Below are 24,458 nucleotides of genomic sequence, written 5' to 3' on the forward strand. Positions count from 1 at the left end.
ATTTTACTCAGCAATCTCAGCGAAGTAAAGCAATGTGCGAATCATGTTAGCAGTAAAGCCGTATTCGTTGTCGTAGAAGGTAACGGTACGAGCCAAGGTTACGCCGTCAACAGTGTTAACGTCGGTTTGAGTTGGATCGAAAACGCCACCGTGGGTATCGCCAATAATGTCGGAAGACACAATGCTATCGGCGTTGTAGCCAAAGTAATCGCAGTTTTCGAATGCCTTCTTAAAGGCTTCGTTGATTTCTTCGGTGGTTGCTGGCTTCTCGAGAACAGTAGTCAACTCGGTAACGGATCCATCTGGAACCTGAATACGCTGAGCGTGACCCTGAAGCTTGCCATTAACCTCTGGAACAACCTTGCCGATTGCCTTAGCAGCACCAGTGGAGTGCTCGATTGTGTTGCAAGCAGCAGAACGGTTGTTGCGTGGCTTGGAGCCGCGTGGGCCGTCGAGAATCATCTGGGTGCCAGTGTAAGCATGGATAGTGGTCATAAAGCCAGACTTAATGCCCCAATTATCTTGCAAAAGCTTAACCATTGCAGCCATGGAGTTGGTGGTGCAAGAGCCAGCAGACACAATGTTATCGGTTGGCTTTAAGATCTCTTGGTTTACACCAAACACAACGGTTGGGGTGGTTTCGTCTTTAGCAGGAGCAGAGATAAGAACCTTCTTAGCTCCAGCGTTCAAGTGAGCCTGGGACTTTTCTGCAGAAGTGTAGAAACCAGTGCACTCGAGCACGAACTCAACACCATCGTTCTTAACCCATGGAATGTTGTTTGCGTCTTTTTCGGCGTAAACCTTGTAAGTCTTGCCATCTACCACGATTGCGTCTTCGGTGGAAGTCACCTCAACTGGGGTGCCATCGTCGTGGCGGAAAGTGCCATGAGTGCTGTCGTACTTAAGCAAGTAAGCAAGCATTGAAGGAGTGGTCAGATCGTTGATGGCTGCGACTTCAATATCGCCAGCTTGACCGCCACGAGCTTGAAGCTCAAAAATACGACGGAATGCCAAACGGCCGATACGTCCAAAGCCGTTAATACCAATCTTGACTGTCATGTGTGATCTCCCTTGAGTGAAACCTTAACGCACGGTTTTTGCGATTTTTCGCGATTTTTAACAATACGTTTTTGGTCTTCGTTATTTAAACTAACATGTTCATTTTAATGTGCGGCATGTACTACGTTAGTGCATCATTTTGTATTACACTTGTGCAACATTTTGCCTTGTTGCATCGCGCATTTGCGATTATTCGCACTATTTTGGCGAAACGGCGAGAGCGCTAGACACACTAGCGTTTACATCTCCCAAATCGCCAACTGGACGCTTAAACCAGCTAACTTGCGGCAGTGGAGCGTCTATAGGGAATGTGATTACAAGAGTGCCTTCGTGAACGTCAATATGCGCAGGAGTGTCGTTTAGCAACTCGTTGCTTAGGCCTTGAACGGCATCGCCATACATAGTTTCGTGCTGAAGTTGATATTTAAGCCCAATCTCGTTTACATCGCTAGAAATAGGCGTGTGCGAGAACACAGAAACCATGCGGCCTTCGGGCCCATTGGACGCAGGAAAGTCAAGGGAACCGTTGTGAATTGCTGTAACAATCGTGCCGTCTCCATACAAGAATCCAATTCCGCCTCTAACGGCAAGTCGAACCATAAGCTGAATATTGGAAATCGTGTGATCAACGCGGCCGCCTAAGCCGCCAAAAATATGGAATTCTCTAGAGCCTTTAGACCAGCCAACTTTAAGAGCAGAAAGCAAATCTGGGTCATCTTTTTCTGCAGGAAGTCGCGTAATCGCAGCGTCTGTTGGGAGCTTTAATCGCACGGAGTCAAAGTCGCCAATTAGAGCATCAACGTGTAAACCAAGTCTGCATGCATGATCCCAGCCGCCATCGGCTGCAATAGTTAAAGCGCGATCAGGAACGTGTTCGCGCGTATGGTCGTAATAATCTCCAGCTGCTAAAACAACGCAGCGCTTTAAAGGCTCCATAGTCATATAATATCGCGCGCGCGGAATTGCGATTATATCGCGTGTTTTGTTGTGACTGGTTGAGATTTAATGCGACTTGTTTAGTGTTTTTGAGCATGGTTGATTATTGTCAAGGCTTCAAGTAGAATGAATATTTGGCTTGAGTAATCAAGAAAGTGGTATATCCCACCTGGAAGCCTAAAGGGTTTCGGGTTCATGACTTCGGTCACGTAGCAATATGCTTGCTATAGCGCTATTCTTAAGCGCATTTGATTGATGTTTGAACTTGAATTTGTCTTTGACCTTTTGGTGCGCTGTTCCACTGTTTTAACAAGGATTGGAGTCATCATTAGCGACGAACCACGCATTAACGAAGAGATTCGCGTCTCACAAGTACGCCTTATCGGTCCGAAAGGCGAGCAGGTGGGTGTTATTGCGACCTCGGTAGCGTTGAACCTAGCAAAGGAAGCAAACCTCGATCTTGTAGAGGTTGCGCCTACTGCTAAGCCTCCTGTAGCCAAGCTTATTGACTACGGTAAGTACAAGTACAACGAGAAGATTAAGGCTCGTGAAGCGCGTCGTAATCAAAGTACGGCCGAGATTAAGGAAATTCGTTTCCGACTCAAGATTGACGATCACGATTTCGACGTTAAGAAGGGTCATGTTCTTCGATTCCTAAATGGTGGAGACAAAGTAAAAGTCACCATTATGCTGCGCGGCCGCGAACAGTCGAGGCCTGTAGGCGGAGTTGAGTTATTGCGTAGGCTTGCAGATGAGGTTTCCGAAAGTGGAACCGTGGAGTTTGCCCCTAAGCAGGAGGGTCGTAACATAATAATGACTCTCGCGCCTAAGGGTAAAAAGATTCATACTCAGTCTGAGCAGCGTCGTAGAGGCGCTGAATCGCGCGCAGAGCGTCAAGCTCGTCAAGCAGCACGACTTGCGGCAAAGCAAGGAGCTCAGGCAGCGGCCGATGTGTCCGCAAAAGCTTCTGTAGAATCTGATCAGAATCATAAGGAGGGCAGCAATGCCGAAGATGAAAACTAATTCCGCAGCGTCCAAGCGCGTTCGCCTCACCGGCACTGGTAAGGTAATGCACGATGGAAGCGCAATGCGCCACAACTTGGAGCATAAGTCTGCTCGTAAGCGTCGTGCTTTGTCTGCAGATAAGGTTTTAGCTACAGCACAGAGCAAGAATTTGAAGGGCTTGCTAACTAAGTAAGTGCAGTAAAACGAAGACGCAATTAAAAATTTTTAAGAAAGCTGAGGAATACTTATGGCACGAGTAAAACGCGCAGTTAATGCTCACAAGAAGCGTCGCGTTGTTCTTGATAGGGCTTCGGGTTATCGCGGTCAGCGTTCCCGCCTTTATCGCAAGGCAAAGGAACAGCTGCTTCACTCATTTACTTATAACTTCCGCGACCGCAAGGCTCGCAAGGGCGACTTCCGCAAGTTGTGGATTCAGCGCATTAACGCTGCTGTTCGCGCAGAAGGAATCACCTACAACCGCTTTATTCAGGGTTTGCGCTTAGCTGGCATCGAATTGGATCGCCGCGCTTTGGCAGAGCTTGCTGTTAGCGATGTTGAAACCTTTAAGGCAATCGTCGAAGCTGCTAAGGCTGCTTTGCCTGCAGATGTTAATGCTCCAGTAGAAGCCTGATTTTAGTTTATTGGCTTTATTTGAGTGATTTAATCACTTTAAGCATTAAATAGCATTAAATATTAAGTCCGTCTTTTTAGGCGGGCTTAATTGTTTTTGTGCATATATTATGCTCATAACCTGGTTTTGTGTTTAATTATTAAGTGCTTAAGTCGTAGTGTGCAACTGTGGCGCGTCTAGCGCATTGCAGAGTAAAATGGAACACAGTGTGTTTTTTGAAATCTAATTGAAAGAGTCTGATTATGCCAAAAATGTTCGGTACCGATGGTGTTAGGGGATTAGCAAATCGCGATTTGACTGCACAATTAGCGTTAGATTTAGGCGATGCTGCCGTTCGTGTTTTAGGAGAGGCAACGCATAGCAGCGATTCAAATAGCGAAGATACAGGGAAAAAGATGCACGCTAGGAGAAGGGCGCTGGTTGGTCGCGATACTCGCGTTTCTGGCGATTTTCTAGCGTCCGCTTTGGCAGCAGGCATGAGTGCAGGCGGATTTGACGTTATAGACGCTGGCATAATCCCAACTCCTGGCGTGGCCTTTTTAACTTCTGTGCTAAACGTAGAGATGGGTGCAGTAATATCTGCTTCGCATAATCCAATGCCAGATAATGGAATCAAGTTCTTTGCGCGTGGCGGTTTTAAGCTCCCAGACAGTAAAGAGGACGAGATTGAGGCAGTTTTAGGCAAGGATTGGCAGCGTCCTACGGGCAGTGGTGTTGGGCGAATCAGCCACGATACCACTACAGCTACGAATCTTTATATTGATCATCTTGTTTCTTCTGTAGCGCCTTTAAGCAGTGAGTCTTCTACTCGTCCTAAGCCTCTTGCAGGTCTTAGAGTAGTGGCAGATTGCGCAAATGGCGCAACGTCTGTAGTAGCTCCAGAAGCATTGCGCAGGGCTGGCGCAGAAGTGATTGTTATTAACGCTTCTCCAGATGGCTACAACATTAACGATCATGCTGGTTCCACGCATCCCGAGCAGTTGCAAGCTATGGTTAAGGCGTCTAAGGCCGATTTAGGAGTAGCTTTCGACGGAGATGCAGACCGATGCTTGGCTGTAGACGAAAACGGAAACATGGTTAATGGCGACCAAATTATGGGCATTCTTGCGCGTTCTAAGAAGGCCGAAGGCAAGCTGAATCACAATACTCTTGTTGTTACTGTAATGAGCAATCTTGGATTAAAGCTTGCGCTAAAAGACATGGGCATCTCTACTGTTCAAACAAGCGTTGGAGACCGTTACGTTCTAGAAGAGATGCTTAGAGGCGATTATTCTCTTGGCGGCGAGCAGTCGGGGCATGTGATTAATCGCGAGTTTGCAACCACGGGAGATGGCACTCTTACAGCGCTTACGTTGTGTCGAGAAGTTGTGCGAGAGGGCAAGAAGCTTTCACAAATGGCTGCCGACTTCCCACAGCTTCCGCAATGCTTAGTAAATGTGCCAAACGTAGATAAGATGGCTGCTAAAACTAATGCTGCTGTTCTTAATGCTGTAGAGAAGGAAAGTGCGCTTTTGGGAGACACGGGTCGCGTTCTTCTTAGACCAAGCGGAACGGAGCCACTTGTGCGCGTTATGTGTGAAGCTGCAACGCAAGAGCAAGCAGATGAGGTTTGCGCGCGACTTGCACAAGTTGTAACGGATAATCTTAAGCTGTAGCGCTCGACGATAATCTTAAGATGTAGTTTTCCCGACTTTGTACGTGATTTGGTTCAAATTTGGTACAAAGTGCGTCAATCTTTTCCGCTTTTTGTACGTGATTTGGCTCAAATTTGGTACAAAGTGCGGAGTGGTTTTCCGCTTTTTGTTGTTAGACACGCCGTTTACAGCTACAAAAAGCGGATAATCTTGATATACTGATTCTTTTGGTATTGTTGTTGATGTACGTGTTTTATCAACAATAGTCAAAGTTAGACTTATAGAGTTAGAAGTTTTGTAGAATCGCCTTGTAAAGGAGTCCTATGTTTACGCATCACGCAAGTGTCGACACTAAGCTTAGCCGCGCAGTAGAGCGCCTTTTGGATTCTGCTACAGAAGATGGCGTTTTGTCGATTGTTCAAGCAGGGGAGCCTGTTTTAAGGCAGCGCACGGTTGCTTACGATGGTCAGCTTACGCGCGCAACGCTTAATAAGCTTATTTCGCTTATGCACAGCACTATGCTAGACGCTCCAGGAGTTGGTTTGGCCGCTCCGCAAATCGGTCTTGGCTTAGCGATTGCGGTTGTAGAAGATCACGTTAGGGATGACGAAGACGACCCTAGAGATATTGCGGAATTGTCATTTAGGGCGATTATTAACCCGCATTATGAGCCAATTGGCACGCAAACGCGCAGCTTCTATGAGGGCTGCTTAAGTGTTGCAGGGTATCAAGCTGTTCGTCAGCGCTGGCTAGACATTCAAGCCACTTGGCAAGACGAGGATGGAAAGCAGCATTCGCAGCGCTTGCATGGTTGGCCAGCGCGAATCTTCCAGCACGAGACGGATCATTTGCGCGGTGAGCTTTACATTGATCGCGCAGAAATGCGCTCGCTTTCTAGCGACGAAAACCTTGAGGATTATTGGGCAGATGAGGCAGTTCCTGTAAACGCTGCTAGAACACTAGGCTTTGCGATTTAAAATAAAAGACGAATGCAAAATAAAATCCCCCACAAGTTTTCTTGCGGGGGATTTGCTTATCGCTTATCGCGATTTATTACGCATTGTTACGTAGTTACTATCAGATATGGAAGTAAAGCTCGTACTCAAGTGGCGTTGGAGCCAAGCGAGCCATATCCATCTCTTCGTGCTTTAGATTAAGCCAAGTTTCAATCAAGTCGCTAGTAAACACATCTCCTTGCATAAGGAAGTCGTGATCTTCTTCCAAAGCCTGCAAAGCCTCACCAAGCGAAGAAGGAACCTGCTTAATGCCGTCATGCTCTTCTGGTGGAAGCTCGTAAAGATCCTTATCAACAGGAGCAGGAGGCTCAATGTGGTTCATAATGCCGTCTAAGCCAGCCATAAGCTGAGCAGAGAACGCCAAGAACGGGTTGCAAGAAGGATCTGGCGCGCGGAACTCAATACGCTTAGCAGCAGGAGCCTCGCCAGCAAGAGGAATACGAATAGCTGCAGAACGGTTACGAGCAGAGTAAACCAAGTTTACAGGAGCTTCGTAGCCTGGAACAAGGCGGTGGTAAGAGTTAAGCGAAGGATTTGTAAAAGCAAGCACAGAAGACGCGTGCTTAATAAGGCCGCCAATGTACCAACGCGCAATATCGGAAAGCTGAGCATAACCAGTTTCCGCATAGAACAATGGCTTACCATCCTTCCAAAGCGACTGATGGCAGTGCATACCAGTGCCGTTATCTCCAGCAATTGGCTTAGGCATAAACGTTGCAGCCTTGCCAGCCAAAGCAGCAGTCTCGTGAACAACGTACTTGTACTTCATTAAGTCGTCGCCAGCGTGAACAAGCGTGTTGTAACGGTAGTTAATCTCCTGCTGGCCTGCGCCGCCAACCTCGTGGTGGGAACGCTCAAGAATCAAGCCAACCTTTTGAAGATTGTAAACCATGTCGTCGCGCAAGTCTTGGTTGTGATCAACAGGTGGCACAGGGAAGTATCCGTGCTTTACGCGATTCTTAAAACCAATGTTATTGCTGCCATCGTCTTCGGTGTCGATGCCAGAATTCCATGGAGCCTCGTTAGAATCCACCTCGTAGAAGGAACGCTGCATGTCGTTTGCAAAACGAACCTTGTCGAAAATAAAGAACTCTGCTTCTGGAGCAAAGCTTGCGGTATCGGCAATGCCAGTGGCCTTTAAGTAGGCTTCGGCTTTAATTGCAACTTGGCGAGGATCCCTAGAATAAGGCTCGTCTGTTACAGGATCCACAATCGAAAAAGCAACGTTCAAAGTCTTGTGCTTGCGGAATGGGTCAATGTATGCGGTGTCTACGTCTGGAATAAGCTTCATGTCGGATTCGTTAATAGCCTGGAATCCTTGCATAGAAGAGCCGTCGAAGGCCATTCCATCTGTAAATGCGCTGTTTAAGAACTCGCTTGCAGGCACAGTAAAGTGCTGCTGAACGCCAATCAAATCAGTAAATCGAACAGATACGTACTCAATGCCTTCTTGCTTAATCAAAGCCTCGGCATCTTCTTTAGTTTGCAAAGTGGTCATGCCACGATCCTTTCATAAAAATCTCAGTAAATAGTTTAGATTGTTGTATATGATTTTGGATTTCAGCGACTCGACTATCTGGTTACGATTGTGTTACACGCTTTGTAAAGTACAATAGAATTTATGACAAATAAAGAAAACTACGAAAGCCGTATGGACAGCCACGGCACAAGCGCAAAAATCGACTTAGCTTCGATTTTTCCAGCTAAGGGAGATAATCGCAGGCCTCCTGATTGGCTAAGTCGCGCGCTTATGTATGCGGTAATCGCCGCGTTTGTTGCGATTTTTGTTTGGTTTGCGTGGGGAAGTATAGCTTTTATAATTTTCGACGTTGTAATCTCCATTTTTATAGCGTTGGCAATAGAGCCACTTGTTGTGCGCCTTATAAAACACGGTTGGAGTAGGGCTTTTGCATCTTTGGCAAGCTTGGTTGGGCTGCTTGCGGTTATTATTTTGCTGCTTGTTCTTTTCGGCAATCTTTTTGTGCAACAAGCTGTTTCTATGGTTCTTGGTTTGCCTGATTTATACAACCAATTTGCGCATTTTGTGTTAAATTCCACTGGATTTAAGATGCCAAATATCGAGCAGCTTGGAATGGAGATTTTGCGCAACATTCAAACATCGTGGGTTGTGGATTTTGGCGGTTTTGCACTTAACACTACCTGGGGTTTGATGGCCGCTTTGCTTGATTTGCTTACCATTTTGATGGTTACTTATTATATTTCGGCGGCTGGTCCTGCAATGCGTAGAAGTGTTTGCCGTTTGCTAAATCCTAAGTCTCAAAGGCGATTTTTGTTTATATGGTCGGTTGTTCAAGAGCAAATATCGAGCTTCTTGTTCTCGCGCACAATTTTGGCTGCGATTAACGCAACGGGTACTGCGATTTTCCTAATATTTATGAAAGTTCCGTACTGGCTTCCGCTTGCGCTGTTCTGCGGAATAGTTTCGCAATTTGTGCCTACGATTGGTACGTATTTGGGCGGAGCTTTACCAATTGTGTTTGCTTGGAGTTCCAACGGTTTTGCAGCGGCATTGGCTGTTCTTGTTTTTGTTACCATCTATCAGCAGATTGAAAACATGGTGATTTCTCCTAAGATTTCCGAAAAAACAATGGACCTAAATCCTGCTGTAGCATTTTTGTCGGTGTTGGTAATGGGTGCTGTTTTTGGGGCGCTCGGCGCATTTTTGGCGCTTCCTGTTACTGCCAGCTTGCAAGCCATTCTTAAGGTTTGCACAAAGCAATACAAGCTTGTTGATTCTCCATTAATGAACGATCCAAAGCCTAATCGCAAGTCGATTATGGTTACAAGTGTTGAAGCGATTGGTAATAGTTTTGTAAAGCCTGTTAAAGACAAGGTTCTTCGAGTTATGAAAGGCTCGTCTTCTAGAGTTTCGATTAATGAAGACATTATGTATTGGTATAAGCAAGCTTATGTTTCTTCTAGTGATTCTAGCCTTTCTTCTAGTGATTCTAGCGAAAGTCAAAATTCTAAAGAAGATTCTGGATACATTGAAACAATGGCTATTTCGCGCGATGTTCTAGACGCGGTTAATCGCGATATTGCTAAGAAGCGCGCGGAAAATGCGGATTTGGATAGTGGGCAAGCGGCTCGCGAATCGCAAGCAGCCGACGGGTTGCATGCAAATGCTAAAGATAAGTCGCAAGATAAGTCGAAAGGTAAGTCGCAAGCAAATAAATCTGCTACAATTCCAAACGAAAGTAAAAACAAAAAATCGAACACAAACACAAATCCACGAAGCGGGTGGAATAAATGATTCTTTTGTCTATTTTCGACGTTTTAGTAATCATAATCGGCGTGAGCAGCGTTATTTACCAAGGCGTTTGCGCAGTGGCGTCGCTTGTTGCAAAGCCAGTAGTGTTTCCGAATGCTCCAATGGACAAGCATTATGCGGTTTTAATATCTGCGCGAAACGAGGAAGCTGTAATCGGAAATCTTATAGAGTGCATACAGCATCAAACTTATAACCAACAGCTAATAGATATTTGGCTAGTTGCCGACAATTGCACAGACAGCACGGCGCAAGTTGGAAGAAAGTATGGGTGCAATGTTATAGAGCGATTCGATAAGCAGCATATTGGCAAAGGTTACGCGCTTAGCTACCTTTTGGACCACATAATGGAGCTTGGAAAAGACAAAGATTACGACGCGTACTTTGTTTTTGACGCAGACAATAAGCTGGATTTGCACTATTTTGAAGAGATGAACAAGGGATTCCATGCAGGATACCAGATTCTAACAAGCTACAGAAATTCCGTGAATTTATCGGATAATTGGGTGTCTTCTGGGTCCGCATTGTGGTTTATACGCGAATCGCGATTTACTAACAATTCGCGCATGCTTTTTGGATCTAGCTGCCACGCAGGCGGAACGGGATTCATGTTTTCGCGCGAAATCATGCACAGAAATCGTGGATGGAAGTTCCATCTGCTTACCGAAGATCTTGAGTTTACAATGGACTCGATTTTGCATGGCGACAAAGTGGGCTATTGCGGGTCGGCGGTTCTTTACGACGAGCAGCCTGTTTCGTTTAGGCAAAGCTGGAGGCAAAGGCTGCGCTGGAGTAAGGGCTTCTTGCAAGTATTTCGATATTACGGAGCGGCTCTTATACGCCACGGAATCCGCGAGCGCGATTTTTCGTCGGTTGATTTTACGCTTATGCTTTGCCCGTTTATGGTGCTTGCGATTATTCGCCTTATACTCGGATTTATCTTTGCAGCATTTGGATTTGTTACGTGGGCAAGTCAGATTGATTCAACGCTTAGCTTTATAACAACTACTGTTACAAGCGTTTTGGGTATGATGGTGTTTGTTTCGCTTACTATTCTTGTAGAACACGATAAGCTTGGAGCTACTAACAAAGAGCTTTTTGCGTACGTGCTTAGCTTCCCGATTTTTATGCTTTCGTATGTGCCGATTGCGTTCCAAGCTGTGTTCTCTAAGAGCGAGTGGAAGCCGATTCATCACACGGGGCGGTAGTTTTGCTGCGTTCTGCGCGAATTAACTCCGCTTTTTGTACCAAATTTGGCCTAAATCACGTACAAAGTGCGGAAAATAATACGCGCATATTCCCCTTACTCGGTATTGCGCGAACGACATGACCTGCCTCGTAGTGTGTTTATACGCAAGATATGAGATAATGGAATCCTTGATATAAACGTGCGATTGCGCAATTAATGTGGCGCAATACGTGCGTTTATCTGTATGTTGCGAGGTTTATATGGTGGATTCTGTTCCAGTTTTTGGTGCAAACACTTATTCGAGTGATGCAAGTGATAGCAATTCAGAAGTTCCTGCGGTTTCTATTCGCGGATTTGTTAAGACTTTTGGTAAGAAAGTTGCTGTAGATAATCTTTCGCTAGATATTCCAGCAGGCTCTTTCTATGGATTAGTAGGCCCTAATGGTGCTGGCAAAACCACTACGATTAAGATGCTTACAGGCTTGCTTATGCCAGATGCTGGCTCGGCTTCGATTTTTGGCAACGATGTTTGGAGCGATGTAAATAGCGCTAAGCGTGCAATCGGTTTAATGCCTCAAGCAGACGAGATTTTTAAGACGATTACTGGCCTTCAGCTTTTAACTTACGCTGGCATGCTTCGCGATATGAGTCGCGCGGAATCCGTAAAGCGCGCGAACGACTTGCTTTCTGCTTTCGACTTAACAGAAGCTGCAAACACTATGGTTTCTGACTATTCTACTGGTATGACGAAGAAGATTTGCCTTGCAACAGCTATGATTCATAGCCCTCGCGTGCTTGTGTTGGACGAGCCTTTTGAGGCAGTTGACCCTGTTTCTAGCGCAAATTTGAAGGATATTCTCGCCGAGTATGTTTCTACTGGCGGCACGGTGATTATTTCTTCGCACGTTATGGAATTAGTTGAAAAAATGTGCTCGCACGTGGCGATTATTAACGAAGGTCATGTTGCAGCTTCTGGCACGCTTGAAGAAGTTGCTCAAGGCAAAGATCTTGAAGATCGCTTTATGGAGCTTGTTGGTGGACGTCATTCTGCTGCGCGCATTGATTGGCTTAACGGCGGCGAGTCTTATAGCGCAACGCCAATCGCAAGCAACCACAACGCGTGAGCGAAAGGCGGTAAGTAATCATGTCTATGATTTTTACAATGGTTCTCCTTCGTTGGGCGCTTACTTTTTCCGTTATGCGAAAGTCGATTTGGCAAAAAATCGGCTTTGGTATAGTCATTGTTTTTGGACTTGCGATTATATGTGCTCTTGGTTTTGCAGGCTGGGAAGCAGGAAAGTATCTTAATCCAGGAATGCTTGCAGACGCTAAAGATTGGCAGGAATTCCAACTTGCTCCAATAATGGTTGCGTCGATTGTGTCAATTTTTACGCTGTTTATAAACTTGTTTATGTTAGGCAGCGACACAACACTAAAATCGCGCAGTTTTGCGCTTTATGGCATTCCTTACGTAAAGCAGCAAGCTGGCATGCTTCTTGGCTCTCTTTTTGGAGCGATTTCTGTAAGCTGCACAATCGCGCTTGCTTTGTGGTCTTTAGCGTACAGAAGCTTTGGAATTGTGCCGGTTTTAGTCAGCGTAATTGCAGCTCCGCTTTACGTTGCAACAATCGTGTCTTTAAGCAAAATGCTTATTGAGCTTTTGGACACTATTTTAATAAACAAGCGTTCAAGAAACATTTTTTACTTTGTTATTTTCGTAGCGTATATGCTTTTTGTTGCGTCAATGAATACGCATAGCCCCTCGCAAATTGTAATTTCGCTAGGTACAAGTTTCTGCGCTGTTTCCGCTTTTACGCCGTTAAGTGCGGCTATGGCTTTGCCTCTTGACGCCATTAATGGCAATTGGCTTGCGCTTGTTATTCGCTTCCTTATTTGCGTTGTGACGATTGCTGCTTGCTTTGCAATCTCTGTATTTTGCGCAAAATTAGAGCCTAAGCTACTTCGCGGTGAGCAAAAAACAGTTGTTAAAGCTAAAGGAATCGGCTTCTTTGCAGCAGTTCCAGATAACATAGTTGGTGCGATTATTGCTCGAATTGTTAGCGTTATGAGAAGAGATATGCGTCAACTGTTTTTGCTTATTGCGCCGCTTTTTATGCTGGTAGTTGCAGGAGGAACTAGTTTTAATGCTAAAGGATTTGGTTCTATAGCACAGGACATAGGTGTTTCTGGCTGGATGATATATGCTGCGACGCTTATGGGAATGGTTGTTGGAAACAATATTGCATACGATGGAACAGCTTTTACTATGCATGCGATTATTGGCGTAAAAGGTTTGCACGATCGTTTAGCGCACGCAATAGTTTGGTCCGTGATTTGCGCTGTGTACTTTGCAATTCTTGGAATAGGGGTTTACGCTTTCCTTTTCTTTGTAGCAAATGTTCAGCAAAATATGAATGCAGTTATGTTCCAAACTCTTTCTCCAATCGGAGTAGCTTTTGCTACCATAGGCATTGGCTTAATTTCTTCGTGCATTGCAATGTACCCTGTAGCGTCAATCGAAAAGCCATTCTCTAGGCCGCAAGGAAGTGCTGGCGGGCGAAGTTTTGCAGCTATCGGCTTTATGCTTCTTTCTGTAGTTTGCATGATTCCTTCGGCTGCGGCTGTGATTGCGTTTATTATTCTTGCGCCGAAACTGCTGTGGATTGCATGCATTCTGTTTGTAGTGAACGGTTTGATTGTGCTGGTTGTTGGCGTAATTATTGGTGGCAAAGTGATGGATAAGCGCATGATTCGTATTGTAGAAAACTTGCGCAGATTTGCCTCGATTACTGCTTGAGTATTAATGCGCACGTAAGATCTGCGATTTATGTGTGCAAGCGTATAGCTTATGTAGGCTTTATGTAGTTCTTATATAGTCTGCACGGCTTGTATAGTTATACAGAGTTGCAATTAATCGGTAAAACAGGCGGCGTGCGCATGCAAGACGATGAAAACGTTAAGAATCCAGATAATATAATCGAGATTCCCGAAGATGCTTTTACGTCTAAAGAATCAAGAGAAAAAGCTGGATTTACGTCTAGCTTAGGCGCGCAAAAGCCGCCAAAGTCACGTAATCGCGCTGTTGTGTGCTTAATCGCAGCTGCAAGCGTTCTATCACTAATGTGCGGATACATTCTGTTCGATAGCAAAGATCTTTTGCAAAATCGCGATTTTATTCAGTCGCGAATGGCAATTAAAAACAATAAATCTTTGCAAGAGCTAAGCAGTCCAAAACCTAAGAAAATAGCGCATTACGCGTCTTTAATAAAGCAATTAGATAAAAACAAGCCAGTTGACAAAGCTGCTGCGGAAAAGGTTTTGCAAACATTCCTTGAAAATCCCGCGCTTGGGCCAAATGCGGCGGCTGTTATAGCGGATGCAAACGGGAAGATTATTGCTGCAAAAAACGAAGATCTTGCTTTGCAACCAGCGTCTACAATGAAAACGCTTACAGCTCTAGCAGCCTCGCATACTTTAGACATGGCTTCAACGCTAGACACGCTGGTCTATGCAAGCTGCGACGAGAGTGGGAGTGCTGCGCGAATTGTTTTGCGCGGCGGCGGAGACATGCTGCTTGGGGCTGGGCAAAGCGACCCGAATCACGTAAACGGTAGAGCAGGTTTAGAAACTCTTGCAAATAAAACGGCTGCAGCTCTTAAAAAGCGGGGCGTTAAGATTGTTCAGTTTGCTGTTGACGATTCGCTGTTTGGTGCAAAAAGATACCCTGAGCTTATTAACGAGAACGACGAAGAAGGTAGATTCTACGCTCCAACTTCGTCTGTTGCGGTAGATGAGGGGCGCAATCGCGATTTTGCGGCGTGGGTTTCGTACGGAAACGACGCAGACGATACCGACGATTATCCGCTTTTAGACAGGCATCCTGCGGTTAGTACGGGTTTGATTTTTGCAAATTTGCTGCAAAAGTCTGGAATTGACGTTCGCGAATGGAAGGGTGATTCTGCAAAAATCACTAAGGCAGCTAAAATTTCTGGCGCAGACTCCATGCATGTTAGCTACAAAAAATCGCTTATTTCCGCCGATTTTAGCCAGATTGCGCGCGTTTGTTCTGCTCCGCTAAGCGAGATAATGGCGTATATGCTTAGGCATTCCGACAATTCCCTTGCAGAAGAGTTTGGGCGTTTAACTGCGCTAGCTATGCGTAAGTCAAATTCTCCAAAGGGTGCGACTTTGGCTGTGCAAGATGTTTTGCGTGATTTAGGTATTGATATAAACGGATTGCACATGTCGGATTGCTCGGGACTTTCGCCTAAATCCGCTGTTCGCGCGGTTACTTTGATTCAAGTTCAAGCGCAAAATCTTAAGGCGGGGCTTGGTGCGGCAGCGGCAGAAGGCTTGGCTTTGCCAGGCGTTTGGTGTACTTCTGCTAGAAAGCGTCTTGTTGATAAGTCGGCCGCTGGATTGATGCGTGTTAAAACTGGATTTTTGGGTGATGTTTCGTCTATGGTTGGCAACGTTTCTAGAAAGTCGGGAGGAGCGCTAACCTTTGCGGTTGTTGTTAATCCTCCTGGAGACGTTAACTACACTTATGTTGGCGTTAATAAGATGATGGCAGAGCTGACTAATCTTTAGCCTCGTTCGACGTGCTCACGTCTTCGACACGCGAATCTACTTCGATTTTTCCGTGTTTTGTACGTGTTTTGGGTGGATTTTGGTACAAAGTGCGGAGTTGTGTTCCGTGTTTTGTACGTGTTTTTGGTGGATTTTGGTACAAAGTGCGGAAAACCGTTAGCGCGCTACGCTTTAAGCGCTCAGGCAGGTCGTAGCGCGCGTTACGAAATCGTTATAGTCTGCGATTTTCTGCTTGCTTCATATCCTCCTGGAAGCGCAATCGGCTTTTGACCATGCCAGTTTGTTATTAACTCGTCGATTGATTCTATATGATTTGACGAAAAGCGTATTCCAGCAGCACTTAGCGCGCGAGCTACGATTCGCCGCCTAATCGAGATGTGGCTATTTGCTAGAGTCGCAAGTTTGATTTTGACTTTGCAATCCTCTTTTACAATCGCCTCTTTTTCTACAAGATTTACTTGAGAGTTTATGTAGTCTAGGTCGTCTTGAGCAAATTTCGCTCCTTTTGCAAGCAGCAAAGTCATATCTGAGTCAAAAAATTGCGAAATATACGGCATAAGTGTATGCCTGATTCTAGAGCGCAGCGGGTAGGATTTTGGCAGCTCAACATCGATTGGCGATGAATCGCCGTTTGTTGGATCGTCCCACCATTCAACGCTCAAATCCTTGCAAATCTGCGTGGTTTCAAGTCGCGTAAGATTAATTAGCGGCCGAGCAAATAGCACATTCTCCCTAACTGTAACGTCTTTCATTCCAGCCACGGCCTCCAAGCCAGCAGAATCGCGCAATCCCATTAAAACCGTTTCTGCCTGGTCGTTTGCTGTGTGTGCTAAAAGAACCGCCGACGCGCGCAAGTCTTTTGCAACTTCAATAATCGCAGCGTATCTAGCATCTCTAGCTGCGCTTTCTTCTCCCTCTTCGTTATCTTTAACTTGCACAGATTTAACAAATACGAGTGACTCTTCTACTCCAAGTTTTGCAACAGTTTTAGCAGCATTAAGCGCCACTTTGCTGGAGTCTTTTTGAAGATTATGATTTACGATTATTGCTGCGCATTGAATCCCTCTGCTTGCGCATACTTTTGATGCAAGCGCCGTTAGTGCAAGCGAATCGCGACCGCCAGAGCATGCGACCAACACAATAGGAGCGGATGGTAAAATTGCGTGTTCGCCGTGTTGCAAGAATTGCGGATCTTGCACGTTTAACCCTATGTTATTAAAGCAACGTTTTACTTGGCCGATTCCTTTACGCCAACTAGGTGAGTAAACCATGCTTATAGTCTAAATCATAATGCGTAAGTTGTAACATGTCCGTCATTCTCTTATGCAATTATAGTTAGCATGCAAGTTGCAGATATAAGAGATGATATTGATTACGAATTAATCAGCCACGAAGAGCTTATGAAGCGCATTCGCGAGGTTGCTGCTCAAGTTAGCAAAGACTACGAAAACCGCGATATTTTGCTTGTTGCAGTGCTTAAAGGCGCTGTGAACACGCTTGCTGTTTTCTCGCAGGAGCTTAGTCTTAACGCTCCTATGGATTTCATGAGTCTTTCCAGTTATGGCAGTGGCACTAAGACCAGCGGCCATATTACGGTTCGCGAGGACTTAACTACAGATGTTCGCGGTCGAGATGTGCTGATTGTTGAGGATATTGTTGAATCAGGTCGCACATTAGCTTGGTTAGTGGATGAGCTTAAAAGCCGCGGAGCTAACAGTGTAAAAGTTTTTGCTTTACTAAGTAAGCCAGAACGACGCGAAGTAGAAGTGCAAATCGACTATTCAGGATTTGAAATTCCTGGCGCATTCGTGGTCGGTTTCGGAATGGACTACGACGAAAAGTACAGGAATCTTAATTCTATTGCGGTTCTTAAGCCTTCTGTATATGAGTCTTGATTGGTTCTTTATTAGCGGTCTTGATTAGATGGTTGCAATTGAGTAATCTTGATTGATTACATGCTATTTATTTAGCGATTAATTAAAGCGATTAATTACAGGGATTAATTCAAGCGATTAATTACAGCGATTACAGCGATTACGCTTTGGTTGCTTGCGATTAGTGATTACGTGTTTAGACGAGTGTTGTTAGTTAGAATCCTGAAAGGAGTCTGATTGTATGGGCGCTTCTCCAATGTCGCCTCGCGGACCTATGGGTGGACCTATGAAAAGTCCTATGGGAGGAAACGGCAACAATCCGTTCTTGCCTCCTAATTTTGGAAACAATTCAAATAAGAATAAGAATAAGAACAATAACGGCAATAAGAATAATGGCAATAAGAATAACGCCAATCCAAAGGATGGCAATAATTCCGATTCCAATCGTAAATTCTTTAAGTCGCCTTGGACTTGGATTGTTATTTTAGTTTTGCTTTCTGTAGCTGCATTCCAATTGTTTGTGCATAATGGTTCGCAAACAATCGACACTCAAGACGGATTAGAGTTGCTCGATAATCGTAGTGCAAATTACGTTGAGGTTATAGACAATAAGCAGCTTGTTAAGCTTACTCTAAACAATAAATACGTTAAGGTAGATAAGCGCGATAAGCAAAAGCACGATTACGGAAAAGACGTTCAGTTCTACTACACGATTGCTCAAAGCAAGACAGTTGTGCAAAAGATTCAAAAGGCTAAGCCAGCAAACGGTTGGACTGTTAGCATACAAACTTCTAGCTTTTTCTCGTACTTGATTACGTCTATGCTGCCGATTTTGATTCTGCTTGGACTTGTTTGGTTTATGTTTGGCAGAATGGCAAGCGCAGGCGGCGGAATGCTTGGCATGGGTGGCGGCCGCGGCCGTGGAAAGCTTTTGGAAGGTCAGACTCCTAAAACTAAGTTTGCGGATGTTGCAGGCGAGCAGTCTGCAGTAGAAGAAGTTGAGGAGATTAAGGAATTCCTTAAAGATCCTTCTCGCTACAAGGCTTTGGGCGCGCGCATTCCGCGTGGCGTGCTGCTTTATGGCCCTCCAGGAACTGGTAAAACTCTTCTTGCGCGTGCTATTGCAGGCGAAGCTGGCGTTCCGTTCTACGCAATGGCTGGATCGGACTTTGTTGAGATGTTTGTTGGTCTTGGCGCGTCTCGCGTGCGCGAGCTGTTTGATGAGGCTAAAAAGAACGCTCCAGCAATCATCTTTATTGACGAGATTGACGCTGTTGGACGCCGCCGCGGAAGTGGCATGACTGGCGGCCACGATGAGCGCGAGCAAACTCTTAATCAGCTGCTTGTAGAGATGGACGGCTTCGATAACGACACTAATTTGATTATTATTGCCGCTACAAACCGACCAGATGTGCTTGATTCTGCGCTTTTGCGACCAGGTCGATTTGATCGCCAAGTGGCTGTGGAAGCTCCAGATTTGGAAGGCCGAGAGGCGATTCTTAAGGTTCACGCTAAAGGCAAGCCTTTTGTTCCAGACGTGGATCTTCATATGGTTGCTGTTAGAACTCCTGGATTTACTGGCGCGGATTTGGCTAATGTGCTTAATGAAGCAGCTTTGCTCTGCGCTCGCTCTGGCGCTCAGCTTATCGACAATCGCGCTATTGACGAGGCAATTGACCGCGTTCAGGCTGGTCCTAGAAAGAAGTCTAAGGGCATGGCTTTGGATGAGTTGCGTAACACGGCTTATCACGAAGGTGGACACGCGCTTGTTGCTGCTGCTTTGCATCACACGGATCCTGTTACTAAGGTTACGATTTTGCCTCGCGGCCGCGCTCTTGGATACACGGCTGTTATGCCAACTAGCGACCGCTATTCTCAGTCGCGAAATCAGCTGCTAGATCAAATGGCGTATGCTATGGGCGGCCGCACTGCGGAAGAGGTTGTGTTCCACGATCCAACTACTGGCGCTTCCAACGACATTGAAAAGGCTACAGCAATCGCTCGCAAGATGGTTGTTGAATATGGCTTCTCATCTAAGCTTGGTGCTGTAAAGTGGATGGATGCAGATCAAGATTCTTCTGGTTCTTTGGATTCTTTGCAATCGCGTAAGTTCTCTAATAAGACTGCGGAAGTGATTGACGAAGAAGTTCATAAGCTTATTGAAACGGCTCATACCGAGGCTTGGCAGATTATTAACAATAATCGCGATATTTTGGATGAGCTTGTTAGCAAGCTTCTTGTTAAGGAGACTCTTAACGAGAAGGAACTTGAGCAAATCTTCTCTAAGATTCGTAAGGCGCCAGAGCGCGATTTGTGGCTTTCTAATGCGGATCGCCCAGATTCGCCAATCCCTCCTGTAGAGATTCCAGAAAGCTTAAAGAGGAATGTTTCAGGTGCGAGTTTAGAGAAGAGCGATAAGGATTCGGATTCTAATGCTTCTAAGGCTGGTGCTGCAGCGGATTCTGAAGCGCAAAAGTCGCAAGCAACCGCAGAAGTGCAAGAATCGCACGAGTCTTCCTATAACTCAAATATCGCAAATACTACAAATGCCCTAAATAGCCCAATGCAAACAACCGCAGTGGTTTCTATGCAAGGCAAAAAGAGCGATTCAACAATGCGCGCAATGCTAAACGTGTTAAGCGGACTTGAGTATAAAGATTCGCATAGCGTAACTCAAGTCGAAGGCGTTTCGGCGCTTTACCAGGCAAGCAATGCAAACGGTGAAGATTTTTGCGCGGTTGTAGTGGCGTCTACAACAATGAGCAATCAGGAATTTGCGCAAAGAATCGAGCAAATGCAACGTGATCAAATTGATGGCGATTCTGGAGATTCTGCCGATTCTGCCAGCTCTTTAGATTTGCGCTTAAATATTGTTGGAACAAGAGAATACGGCTTAGATAGCGCGTCTACAAAGTCAATGGATTCAAGCAATCCTTTGCACTTAAGTGCTGCGCAATTGGAGCCGTGGATGCAAGTTGAGCCAGACGCTGCAATTGATGGCGAGCCAGTCTCTTACAAACTTGCGCTTTTGCAAGATGCTTCGCAAGTTGGCGTTTATTCTGAGCGCTGGATTATTGGGGAGTGCTGATGAAAGCTTACCGTACGCCTTGGTGGTATTTTGCGCTTGGACTATTGTTTGGATTTGTATTCGGCGCGTTTTTGGTCTCGATTACAGAATCTAGCGCAATATCGCTTTCGGGAGCTCCGTGGATTGTTTTGGCTGTTATGATAATCGGCGGAATAGTCACGTTTGTTCTTGCTTGGCAAACGCATCAATACGCTACTTCTAAGCCAAAAGAGCGCAAGCCTTTTAACATGCAAATGGCTGTCTCGGCACTCATGCTTGCAAAATCGCTTGGAATGGCTGGTGCTATTTTAACGGGCTGGTATGCAGGTCAGATTTTTGTTTGCTGGCCGCACGCGGATATTCCGCTTTATTCCAACGTTATTCGCGAATGTGTTATTGCGGGAATCGTGTGCATTATAGATATGATTATTGGCATTGTTGGCGAATGGATGTGTCAGATTCCTCCAGAAGATGGAGCGGATGCTGCTGGCGATTCTTCGGATCGAGCGCAGAAAGCTGCGGCGGTTTAATGGCGGTTAGCTGCGATTAATGTAGAAAATTGCAACTAACGGCAACTAACGGCAACTAATAGCAACTAAAATAGCGGTTTAACAATTTTAAGAAAGGTATTACTTTGGCTGAATTTATTTACCAAATGATTAAGGCACGCAAGTCTTACGGAGATCGCGTAATTCTAGACGACGTTACCTTAAGCTTCTTGCCGGGCGCAAAAATTGGCGTTGTTGGCCCTAATGGCATGGGTAAATCAACGTTGCTAAAGATTATGGCTGGGTTGGAAAATGTTTCTAACGGCGAAGCTTCGATTACTCCAGGCTACACCGTTGGCATTTTGCAGCAGGAGCCGCCGCTGGATGAGACTAAAACCGTTGGCGAAAACATTAAGATGGCTTTTGGTGAGATTGCTCAAAAGGTTGATCGATTCAACAAAATCGGCGAAGAGATGGCAAATCCAGATGCCGACTTTGATGCATTGATGGAAGAAATGGGCAAGCTGCAAACGGAGATTGATGCGGCTAACGGTTGGGATTTGGATTCGCAACTTGAGCAGGCAATGGACGCTTTGCAATGCCCAGACCCAGATTCGCCTGTTTCTGTGTGCTCGGGTGGAGAAAGGCGACGCGTGGCATTGTGCAAGCTTTTGCTTGAAGCCCCAGATTTGCTGCTGCTTGATGAGCCTACAAACCACTTGGATGCGGAGTCAATTCTTTGGCTGGAACAGTTCTTGCACAAGTACGAAGGCGCTGTTATTGCTGTAACTCACGATCGCTACTTTATGGATAACGTTGCAGAGTGGATTTGCGAGGTGGATCGCGGTCAGCTTTACCCATACAAGGGCAATTACACTACTTACTTGGAGACCAAGGCAAAGCGTATGGAGATTCAGGGCGCTAAGGACGCAAAGCTTGCTAAGCGCTTGAAGAATGAGCTTGACTGGGTGCGTAGCTCGCCAAAGGCTCGCCAGGCCAAGAATAAGGCTCGTTTGGAGCGTTACGACCAAATGGAGCAAGAGGCACGCAATTCCAAGAAGCTTGATTTTTCGGAGATTCAAATTCCAGCAGGTCCGCGCTTGGGATCGCAAGTTTTGGAAGCGAAGCATATTCACAAGGCTTTTGGCGATCGCGTGCTAATCGACGATTTGTCGTTTACGTTGCCTCGTAACGGCATTGTTGGCGTGATTGGTCCGAATGGCGTTGGTAAGTCTACGCTTTTCAAGACGATTGTGGGCTTGGAGCCACTTTCTGGCGGCGAGCTTACTGTTGGAGACACTGTAAAGATTTCGTACGTAGATCAGAATCGCGCAGGCTTGGACCCAAATAAGAATTTGTGGGAAGCTGTTTCGGGAGGCCTTGATTTTATTGAGGTTGCAGGCGTTGAGATTCCTACTCGCGCATACGTTGCAAGCTTTGGTTTTAAGGGTTCGGATCAGCAAAAGCTTACGGGCGTGCTTTCTGGCGGCGAGCGTAACCGCTTGAATTTGGCTTTGACTCTTAAGCAGGGCGGCAACTTGCTGCTGCTTGATGAGCCTACTAACGATTTAGATGTTGAGACTCTTGAAAGCTTAGAGAACGCTTTGCTTGACTTCCCAGGATGTGCTGTGGTTGTTTCGCACGATCGCTGGTTCTTAGACCGCGTTGCAACGCATATTCTTGCTTGGGAAGGCACAGACGAGAATCCTGCAAATTGGTACTGGTTTGAAGGCAACTTCCAGGCGTACGAAGAAAACAAGATTGCGCGCCTTGGTGAGGAAGCTGCTCGCCCGCATCGCTTGCACAGAAAGCTTACGCGCTAATCGCAAGTTGTGTGTTGCTGCGGCTGGCGAATGGTGGCTTGGTGGCTTGGTGGCTTGGCGGCTAATCGCAAGCTGTTGGTGGCAAGTCGCAAGTCGCTGGTCGCAAATCGCAAGCTTTTAGCAGCAAGACACAATCTGTTGGCGGCAAATCGCCTTGTAAAACGCTAAAGCAAATATCTTAAACGGTAGTCGCGCTAAAATCGTGTATTGAGCTAAAAAAGGAGTGCAAATGCCAATACTAGATAAAAATGATTCTGCTAAAGTTAAAGAATACGAGGACTTTGTAAAAAATTCTCCGTACACTAATGCAATGCAAGACATGGCATGGGCAAAGGTTAAAAACAACTGGTCTAGCGAATACGTTTATCTGGAAGAAAACGGCAAGATTACTGCTGCAGTGTCTATTCTTGGCATTAAGGCTGTAGACGATAAAACGCTGTTTTACGCTCCTAGAGGCCCAGTTTGCGACTTTTACGACGTTGAAACCACTAAAAAGCTAATCAACGAAGCAAAGCCACTTTTTGAAAAGTACAACGCGTTTTTGCTTAGAATGGACCCTTGCGTTCAAACCGACGAGGCTCTTATAGAAAAGTACAGGGCAGCTGGCTACACGTTTAGAGGCCAGGGATTCCACCCTAAGTCTTACTCCAACCCGCTTCACGAGATTATGCTTAAGGTTGAGGGCAAAACCGAAGAAGAGCTTATGGCTGGTTTTAGCACGCTTACAAGAAGGCATATTCGTGCTGGCATTAAGGCTGGTGTTGTAACTCGTTGGAGTAGGTCGGAAGAAGACTTGCAAACCTTCTACGAGCTTACAAAGATTATGGCAAACAGGCATGGCATTAAATATAGGCCATTTGAATACTTTGAGCGCTTGCTTGCTGCCTTCCCGCAGATTGAGATTTGCACTTGCGAGTACGAGGGAGAGCCAGTTGCAAGCATGCTTTCGTTCCCGTACAAAGACACTTTGTGGTACATTTACGGCGCAACGCAGACCATGCATGGAAAGGTTGCTCCAGGCTATACGTGTATTTGGAATTTGATTTTGCGCACTAAGGAGCTTGGCTTAAAGTGGTTCAACATGGGCGGAACTTATTCGCTTAGCATGGATGAAGGCCTTTACTTCTTTAAGAACGGTTTTTGCAGAGCGAATGATCCGTTCACTTGGATTGGCGAGTTAGACGTTGTTGTTGACCAAGACGCTTACAAGAAGTTTGTTGGCAGGTGGGATGATTTGCCAGAAGCTAAGAGTGATGCGGATAAGGCAGATGCTGCGTCTGCAGGTGAGGCTGCTAAGACTGATGGTGATTCTAAGGCGGAATAAAGCATTAGTAATGCTCAACTCTAGTAGCTTTTAATAGATTTAATAGCTTTTAATGGCGCTTTTGCGACTAGTTGCATGTTTTGTGTGGCTAGTCGCTTTTGTTTTTCCCACGAGTCTTTCCGCTTTTTGTACGTGTTTTAGGTCAAATTTGGTACAAAGTGCGTTAATCACACAAAATTCATCATACGAATTAATCTTAAATTGTATAAAACAATTAGTAAAATATGCCTTGCATAGTTATATGGATTTTGCGGTCTGGTTGGCGCATTAATCCAAAGAGTAAGATAATGGAGTAAGAGTATGTCTAAGAAGATTCGTGTAGTTAAGCACTATTCTGGCGTTTATTCTGGTGTTGGGGCTGATTCTCAGCCAGTTCTTTCAAAGAGTGTTTGCGCTGCAATGCTAGCTGGCGCAATGGTGCTTGGTGGGGGGGGGTATTCGTTTCCTCGCCTGCCTATGCTGATGGTTATGTAGACGGCACTGGCAACAACATTTATTACGGTTTTAAAACAGACGCAAAATATGCCGAGGCT

Annotated in this window: 21 protein-coding genes; 17 read left to right on the forward strand and 4 right to left on the reverse strand. The window is 45.6% G+C overall.

What is annotated here, in order from left to right; all coding sequences use genetic code 11:
- Positions 1–3: 3 nt before the first annotated feature.
- Together gap and HXT23_RS00840 are read right to left on the reverse strand one after the other, a co-directional pair.
- A complete protein-coding gene (gene gap, locus HXT23_RS00835) occupies positions 4–1,059 on the reverse strand; it encodes a type I glyceraldehyde-3-phosphate dehydrogenase (protein ID WP_016636398.1) in 1,056 nt (351 codons plus the stop codon).
- A gap of 198 nt (positions 1,060–1,257) precedes the next feature.
- Positions 1,258–1,995 carry a thiamine diphosphokinase gene (locus HXT23_RS00840; protein ID WP_422113064.1) on the reverse strand — a complete coding sequence of 246 codons (738 nt, stop codon included), beginning with the start codon at positions 1,993–1,995 and terminating at the stop codon, positions 1,258–1,260.
- 255 nt (positions 1,996–2,250) lie between these two features.
- Between HXT23_RS00840 and infC the strand changes: the two genes are divergently transcribed.
- The 5 genes from infC to HXT23_RS00865 all read left to right on the forward strand — a co-directional run bounded on the left by infC (position 2,251) and on the right by HXT23_RS00865 (position 6,242).
- Complete coding sequence (gene infC, locus HXT23_RS00845; protein ID WP_422112918.1) at positions 2,251–3,018, forward strand: translation initiation factor IF-3; 768 nt, start codon at positions 2,251–2,253, stop codon at positions 3,016–3,018.
- A complete protein-coding gene (gene rpmI / locus HXT23_RS00850) occupies positions 2,999–3,193 on the forward strand; it encodes a 50S ribosomal protein L35 (protein WP_004132712.1) in 195 nt (64 codons plus the stop codon). Before infC ends, rpmI begins: the two co-directional genes overlap by 20 nt.
- Positions 3,194–3,247: 54 nt before the next feature.
- The gene (gene rplT, locus HXT23_RS00855; RefSeq protein WP_004114536.1) at positions 3,248–3,631 is read left to right on the forward strand and encodes a 50S ribosomal protein L20; all 384 of its coding nucleotides are present in this window, start codon (positions 3,248–3,250) and stop codon (positions 3,629–3,631) included.
- A gap of 242 nt (positions 3,632–3,873) precedes the next feature.
- Positions 3,874–5,286, forward strand: coding sequence for a phosphoglucosamine mutase (gene glmM, locus HXT23_RS00860; RefSeq protein WP_016794945.1), 1,413 nt, complete (start codon positions 3,874–3,876; stop codon positions 5,284–5,286).
- 302 nt (positions 5,287–5,588) lie between these two features.
- Entirely contained in the window at positions 5,589–6,242 is a 654-nt protein-coding gene (locus HXT23_RS00865) for a peptide deformylase (protein WP_422112919.1), read from the forward strand.
- A 100-nt stretch (positions 6,243–6,342) separates the two neighbouring features.
- On the opposite strand, the gene glnA is transcribed toward HXT23_RS00865, so the two are convergent.
- The gene (glnA, locus tag HXT23_RS00870) at positions 6,343–7,779 is read right to left on the reverse strand and encodes a type I glutamate--ammonia ligase (protein WP_016819218.1); all 1,437 of its coding nucleotides are present in this window, start codon (positions 7,777–7,779) and stop codon (positions 6,343–6,345) included.
- A gap of 123 nt (positions 7,780–7,902) precedes the next feature.
- Here glnA and HXT23_RS00875 point away from each other — a divergent pair, with 123 nt between their 5' ends.
- From HXT23_RS00875 to HXT23_RS00895, 5 genes are all read left to right on the forward strand, one after another.
- Positions 7,903–9,555 (forward strand): AI-2E family transporter, encoded by a 1,653-nt coding sequence (locus HXT23_RS00875; protein ID WP_422112920.1) that lies wholly within the window; start codon positions 7,903–7,905, stop codon positions 9,553–9,555.
- On the forward strand, positions 9,552–10,778 hold the full coding sequence (locus HXT23_RS00880; protein ID WP_004130024.1) for a glycosyltransferase family 2 protein: 1,227 nt from the start codon (positions 9,552–9,554) through the stop codon (positions 10,776–10,778). The genes HXT23_RS00875 and HXT23_RS00880 overlap by 4 nt, the downstream gene beginning before the upstream one ends.
- 241 nt (positions 10,779–11,019) lie before the next feature.
- Positions 11,020–11,883 carry an ABC transporter ATP-binding protein gene (locus HXT23_RS00885; protein WP_422112921.1) on the forward strand — a complete coding sequence of 288 codons (864 nt, stop codon included), beginning with the start codon at positions 11,020–11,022 and terminating at the stop codon, positions 11,881–11,883.
- Positions 11,884–11,903: 20 nt separating this feature from the next.
- A complete protein-coding gene (locus HXT23_RS00890; RefSeq protein ID WP_422112922.1) occupies positions 11,904–13,556 on the forward strand; it encodes a hypothetical protein in 1,653 nt (550 codons plus the stop codon).
- A gap of 140 nt (positions 13,557–13,696) precedes the next feature.
- Positions 13,697–15,349 carry a D-alanyl-D-alanine carboxypeptidase/D-alanyl-D-alanine-endopeptidase gene (locus tag HXT23_RS00895; protein WP_020757111.1) on the forward strand — a complete coding sequence of 551 codons (1,653 nt, stop codon included), beginning with the start codon at positions 13,697–13,699 and terminating at the stop codon, positions 15,347–15,349.
- 200 nt (positions 15,350–15,549) lie between these two features.
- Here the strand turns inward: HXT23_RS00895 and tilS are convergent, their stop codons facing one another.
- Entirely contained in the window at positions 15,550–16,620 is a 1,071-nt protein-coding gene (tilS, locus tag HXT23_RS00900) for a tRNA lysidine(34) synthetase TilS (protein ID WP_422112923.1), read from the reverse strand.
- A 69-nt stretch (positions 16,621–16,689) separates the two neighbouring features.
- Between tilS and hpt the strand changes: the two genes are divergently transcribed.
- The 7 genes from hpt (at position 16,690) to HXT23_RS00935 (ending at position 24,399) form a co-directional block, all read left to right on the forward strand.
- Positions 16,690–17,244 carry a hypoxanthine phosphoribosyltransferase gene (gene hpt / locus HXT23_RS00905; RefSeq protein ID WP_422112924.1) on the forward strand — a complete coding sequence of 185 codons (555 nt, stop codon included), beginning with the start codon at positions 16,690–16,692 and terminating at the stop codon, positions 17,242–17,244.
- Positions 17,245–17,464: 220 nt separating this feature from the next.
- Positions 17,465–20,311: an ATP-dependent zinc metalloprotease FtsH gene (ftsH, locus tag HXT23_RS00910; protein ID WP_422112925.1), complete on the forward strand. Its 2,847-nt coding sequence runs from the start codon at positions 17,465–17,467 to the stop codon at positions 20,309–20,311.
- Positions 20,311–20,820 (forward strand): DUF3180 domain-containing protein, encoded by a 510-nt coding sequence (locus tag HXT23_RS00915; protein WP_016831152.1) that lies wholly within the window; start codon positions 20,311–20,313, stop codon positions 20,818–20,820. The genes ftsH and HXT23_RS00915 overlap by 1 nt, the downstream gene beginning before the upstream one ends.
- Positions 20,821–20,924: 104 nt before the next feature.
- Positions 20,925–22,601, forward strand: coding sequence for an energy-dependent translational throttle protein EttA (gene ettA, locus HXT23_RS00920; RefSeq protein WP_004130043.1), 1,677 nt, complete (start codon positions 20,925–20,927; stop codon positions 22,599–22,601).
- 30 nt (positions 22,602–22,631) lie between these two features.
- Positions 22,632–22,769 (forward strand): hypothetical protein, encoded by a 138-nt coding sequence (locus tag HXT23_RS00925; protein ID WP_422112926.1) that lies wholly within the window; start codon positions 22,632–22,634, stop codon positions 22,767–22,769.
- A 61-nt stretch (positions 22,770–22,830) separates the two neighbouring features.
- Positions 22,831–23,925, forward strand: a complete 1,095-nt coding sequence (locus HXT23_RS00930; RefSeq protein ID WP_422112927.1) for a lipid II:glycine glycyltransferase FemX — start codon at positions 22,831–22,833, stop codon at positions 23,923–23,925.
- A gap of 300 nt (positions 23,926–24,225) precedes the next feature.
- Entirely contained in the window at positions 24,226–24,399 is a 174-nt protein-coding gene (locus tag HXT23_RS00935; RefSeq protein ID WP_422112928.1) for a hypothetical protein, read from the forward strand.
- Positions 24,400–24,458: the final 59 nt, after the last annotated feature.

It is taken from the genome of Gardnerella sp. DNF00257, from assembly GCF_049262745.1.
GTDB lineage: Bacteria > Actinomycetota > Actinomycetes > Actinomycetales > Bifidobacteriaceae > Bifidobacterium > Bifidobacterium piotii.